The organism is Bradyrhizobium sp. CCBAU 45394, assembly GCF_028128655.1.
Lineage (GTDB): Bacteria > Pseudomonadota > Alphaproteobacteria > Rhizobiales > Xanthobacteraceae > Bradyrhizobium > Bradyrhizobium diazoefficiens.
Genome location: NZ_LBIX01000103.1, coordinates 1 through 4,701, shown reverse-complemented (window position 1 = coordinate 4,701; position 4,701 = coordinate 1). Strand labels below are relative to the sequence as shown.

The following is a 4,701-nucleotide window of genomic DNA, read 5'->3' as shown; positions in this document are numbered from 1 at the left end:
TTCTGTATGGCCCCTCTTCCTGCCACTCGAGAGCCCTCTCCTCCGATACCTGGAATGCTCAGCCCTGACCTAGAGGCGGCCGAAGAAGTTGAGTCCAGTCTGAGTGTGACAGTTTGGCAATCGAAACTCGACCAGGAGCAATTGGGCTCGGTCATTGCCGTGACGCGGGGTTCAGTGTTCAACTGCGTGTCCAGTTAGAGCTTTACGCGAGTGGCTGACCACAGTTGCAATCGAGAGGCTGGAATGATGGAAGGAGAGAAACCAGAAAACAAGCTCCGCCGCTGCGTCTCAGGTCTTCTCGGTCACGGGAGAGGAACCCAACTCGAACTCTTGCTGGGCGCGACCAGCACGCAAGTGTAGGCAGAGAGTCGACGAAGCGGAATCTTCTTGCAAAACTAATTTATCAATTACAGCACGTGGCCGCACTACTACCGTTCGCGCAGGCTTTCGTGTTGGTATCGAACAAGTGGCGAGAGCAGATAGCTGATGATCGTACGGCTTCCAGTCTTGACTTCGGTGGTCACGGCCATGCCGGGCGACAGGTCCACGAGCTTGTCTTCAACCCGCATCCGCGCGCGGTCGAGCGAGATGCGCGCAGCGTAAACCAGTTCCTGCCCGTGCGGCTCGCTGCTGCTTGCCTCCGCACCTTGCCCCTTGTCCCCACTTCTATTCTCCGGCTTGTCGCGCGTGATGGCATCATGGGAGACGGTTAAGACCTTGCCATGAAGAAGGCCATAGCGCGTGAAATTGAAAGTATCGACCTTGATCGCGACGTCGTGGCCCACCTCGATGAACCCGATGTCGCGATTCGAGAGCATCGCCTCGATCTCCAAGTGACTCTCAACCGGGACGATCACCATCAGTGCTTGGGCGGGCGTAACTACGCCACCAACTGTATGTATGGCCAGTTGCTGAACTACGCCATCCACCGGCGCAGTCAGTTGCTGCAGGTTTGTTCGCTTCTCCGATTTGATGACATCCTGAGCAAAGCCGGCCGCCTTTTGCGCTGCTTTTGCGAGATCGTCAAACAACACTCGTTGATACTCGGCGGCAGCCTTGCTTTTGGCTTGCATGAATGCCGAGATTGCTGCATCAGCCTCGCGAATCTTGCTTTGCTGAACGAGCACATCTTCTCGCTGTCCAGTTAGCTCCTGGAGCTCAGTCAAATAGAGGAGTTTCGACCCCAGCTCCTTCTGGTAAAGTTGTTTGCGGACATCGACCCGCTCGCTCTGTATCGGGATTGTCGTCTCGAGCTTATGGATGGATGACTCGATTGTGGCTCGCTCCGCCCGCTTCTGCGCAATCTGGCGATCGATTTCTGCAAGCTTTGCGCTCTGTTCCGCGGTCTGACTGAGCAGAAAGCTGCGCTGCAGCTCAACCAGTTCAGCCGGAGCATTTTCCGGCGGCCTGAAGCTGGCGAGTGGGTCATCGCTGCTCAGAGCCGCCCGCAGCCGAGCGGCCTCAAGCCGTGCGGCTAGCAGATCGGTCTGGTAGTGGGCGAGCTCGGCGCCACTCATGGTCGGGTCCAGTTCAATCAGCACGTCGCCGGCCTTGACGCTTTGACCGTCGCGAACATGAATGCTGCGTACGACGCCGGTCTCGAAGGGCTGGATGACCTTCGTTCGCCCACTCGGAATGATCTTGCCGGGTGCAGTCGCAACCATGTCCACGGTGCCTATGCAGACCCAAGCGAGCGCGATTGCAAATACGGCTGCGATCGTAAGGGCTGTGGCACGTCCAGCAGGCGACGGAGGCGTCTCGACGATCTCGAGTGCTGCCGGCAGAAAGTCGAGCTCAAGCATCTGCTCTTTTCGGCGGCGCGGAAAGGCAACGACGCTAGCTGACTTCATGCAGCCCTCCCTGGAAACGGTAAAGAGCCGCATATCGTCCGCCTGCTTTGAGCAGGTCGTCGTGCGAACCATCTTCGGCGAGGCGACCGCGATCGATTGTAAGTATGCGATCAGCGTAGCGAACTGTGGACAGGCGGTGCGCTATGATGAAGACGGTACGCCCCCTGGCAATCTCTTGCATGTTCTGCTGAATTACACGCTCGCTTTCATAATCAAGCGCGCTGGTTGCCTCGTCCAGTATCAGGACGCGGGGGTCCCCGATCAGAGCGCGCGCGATCGCAATGCGTTGGCGCTGCCCTCCGGAAAGGCTGCAGCCTCGTTCGCCGATAATCGTGTCGTATCCTTCCGGAAGCTCGAGAATGAACTCGTGCGCTCCTGCGAGTTTTGCCGCTGCGATCACCCCGTCCATACTCATGGCCGGATCGGCCAAAGCGATATTATCCCGCACGCAGCGATTGAAGAGTATGTTTTCCTGGAGGACGACTCCAATTTGCCGGCGAAGCCTGGACGTGTCCACCATCGCCAAGTCAACGCCGTCGACCAGAACACGACCACCTTCAGGCACGTACAGCCGCTGTACCAGCTTGGCCAACGTGCTCTTTCCCGAGCCAGACGGACCGACGATGCCCACGATCTGGCCGGCAGGAATATTGACGCTCAAGTCATGCAGGACTTCCGGTCCATCCAACCGATAGCGAAATGTAACATGCTCGAATACGACATCGCCGCGGATCGCCGGGAGCGCCGCACGCCCCGGATTGAAGGCCGGCTCGGCCGGTGTGTTCAGAATGTCGCCCAAGCGCGCGATCGAGAGCCGTGCTTGGTGGAAATCCTGCCAGATCTGCGCGAGGCGAAGCACAGGCCCGCTGACACGGCCGGCCAGCAGGTTGAAAGCGACAAGCTCGCCGACCGTAAGCGAGCCGTCAATCACGAGCCTAGCCCCGAAGAACAGTGTTGCCGCGGTCACTACCTTGCTCACCAGCTGAACAACTTGGCTTGCTACGTTGCCCAGGCTAAGCACCTGGAAACTCGCCGCTACATATCCGGCGAGTTGCTCCTCCCAGCGCCGCTGCATCTGCGGCTCGACAGCCATGGCCTTGAGAGTCTCTACTCCCGTGATGCTCTCAACCAGAAAGGCTTGATTTTCAGCTCCGCGCCTAAATTTCTCGTCCAGACGCCGGCGGAAGAGCGGTGTAGCTCCCGCGGATATTCCTATGTAGAAAGGAAACGCCCCGAGCACGATCCAGGTTAAGAGGGGTGAATAGAGGAACATCACCGCCAGAAATACGATCGTGAAAAACAGATCGATAACCAGCGTAAGCGCGGAGCTGGTCAGGAAATTGCGGATGTTCTCCAGCTCTCGCACGCGGGCGACGCAGTCGCCGACCCGACGCGCCTGAAAATAAGCAATCGGCAGGGCAAGCAGATGCCTGAACAAGCGCGCCCCAAGCTCAACATCAATCCGGTTAGTGGTGTGAGCGAAAATATAGGTTCGTAGAATGCCGAGAACGGTCTCGAACAGGGCGACCGCTACTAAACCTATAACCAGAACGTGAAGCGTGCTGAGCGTCTGATGTACAAGCACCTTATCGATCACGACCTGGAAGAACAGCGGCGAAATGAGAGCGAAAAGCTGAAGAAAAAATGAGGCGATCAGCACCTCACCGAAGAGTCGGCGGTACTTGTAGAGGGCACCTAGGAACCAGGTAATATCGAATCGGCGGGACAGCTCCACCAAGCCAGTGCGCCGCGTCATCAGCAGGATGGTGCCGTTCCAAATGACTTCGAGTTCCTCTCGGCTTATCAGCATCGGCCGCGGCGATGTTGGAAACTGGACCAGCGCCTTGTCGTCTCCGACCTTGGCGAGCAACAGGAAGGTCCCATCGTACAATGCGGCTATTGCGGGCAACGGCGTCTTTGCAAGACGCTCCCAGCTGCTCTTGCGTGCCCGAGCCCGAAGCCCGAACTCCTTAGCACACCGGAGCATTTCGGGAATACAAAAGGCGTCTCCGCCAAAGCGATGTCGGATCTGCTCAGGATCCGCGCCGACGCCCTGCAGCCGCATCAAGGCGATAAAAAGCGTCAACCCCGGATCTAGTCCTCCTGGCGTCTCCATATTCCCCTCATCGATTGCCCCTTGTCAGCTTCGCCTAACCTTGTGCGTGCTGAGGCTGGCTGAGCGTCGTTTGCGGATTGAATATCGGACACGAATCGCCGAGTGGCATACAGCCATGGAGATCGCCTGATGACACCAAGCTTGAGGCCATGTACTGCCTCAACAGCGCAAGGCTGCAGCTGTCTGTACTTGCCAATGAGGAGACGGGCCCAATCGCGACGTCCGGAGGATCGGTAATCAGCGTGCCTCCGCTAGCATCTGCTGCAAATTCGAAATTGGCCAACGTGTATGTTCCAACCATATTGATGTTAGCGGTATGCGTGCCATCTGTGACGGTGAGAACGTTGTTCAGGTAGCTTTTTGAGAACTGAGGCGACGAAAAGTTGATATCTCTTAAGTCAAGCTTGTCAGAGTTTGCAGGATCGCCCGTGCCACTTCCGGTGAATCCAGTGACGGTTCCTTTGAAGTCGGCAGAATCAAGCAGTAGAAGCTCTCCAGTAGAACCAGGGGCGAAGGTTATATTATCGTGTGATTCAGCGTCGTATTCGACTTGAGACGTCCCGTAGATAGTGGCACTTCCCGCCCCTGTTTCGGCTGCCGTTACTTTGATGTTACCACCATTGGCGACTAACACGCCCGAGTTGAGGAAGCTGCCAGAGCTTATGCTAACCGTATCGCCGTTGGAGACGTTGATGGTGCCCTGGTTGGTGAAGCTGCCGGCCCCGGCAATCGTGA

General features: G+C 57.4%; 2 protein-coding genes and 1 pseudogene. All 3 read right to left on the bottom strand.

What is annotated here, in order from left to right; genetic code table 11:
- Nucleotides 1-428: 428 nt before the first annotated feature.
- Nucleotides 429-1,850, bottom strand: coding sequence for an HlyD family type I secretion periplasmic adaptor subunit (locus WN73_RS12160; protein ID WP_271552943.1), 1,422 nt, complete (start codon nucleotides 1,848-1,850; stop codon nucleotides 429-431).
- The gene (locus tag WN73_RS12155; RefSeq protein ID WP_442870078.1) at nucleotides 1,837-3,966 is read right to left on the bottom strand and encodes a type I secretion system permease/ATPase; all 2,130 of its coding nucleotides are present in this window, start codon (nucleotides 3,964-3,966) and stop codon (nucleotides 1,837-1,839) included. The genes WN73_RS12160 and WN73_RS12155 overlap by 14 nt, the downstream gene beginning before the upstream one ends.
- A 34-nt stretch (nucleotides 3,967-4,000) precedes the next feature.
- Nucleotides 4,001-4,701 (bottom strand): annotated as a pseudogene (locus WN73_RS12150) (hypothetical protein); the annotation flags it as partial.

Excerpts from the sequence above, each read along its gene's own strand:
- WN73_RS12160 (WP_271552943.1), bottom strand. The coding sequence starts at position 1,850 with ATGAAGTCAGCTAGCGTCGTTGCCTTTCCGCGCCGCCGAAAAGAGCAG.
- WN73_RS12155 (WP_442870078.1), bottom strand. The coding sequence starts at position 3,966 with ATGGAGACGCCAGGAGGACTAGATCCGGGGTTGACGCTTTTTATCGCC.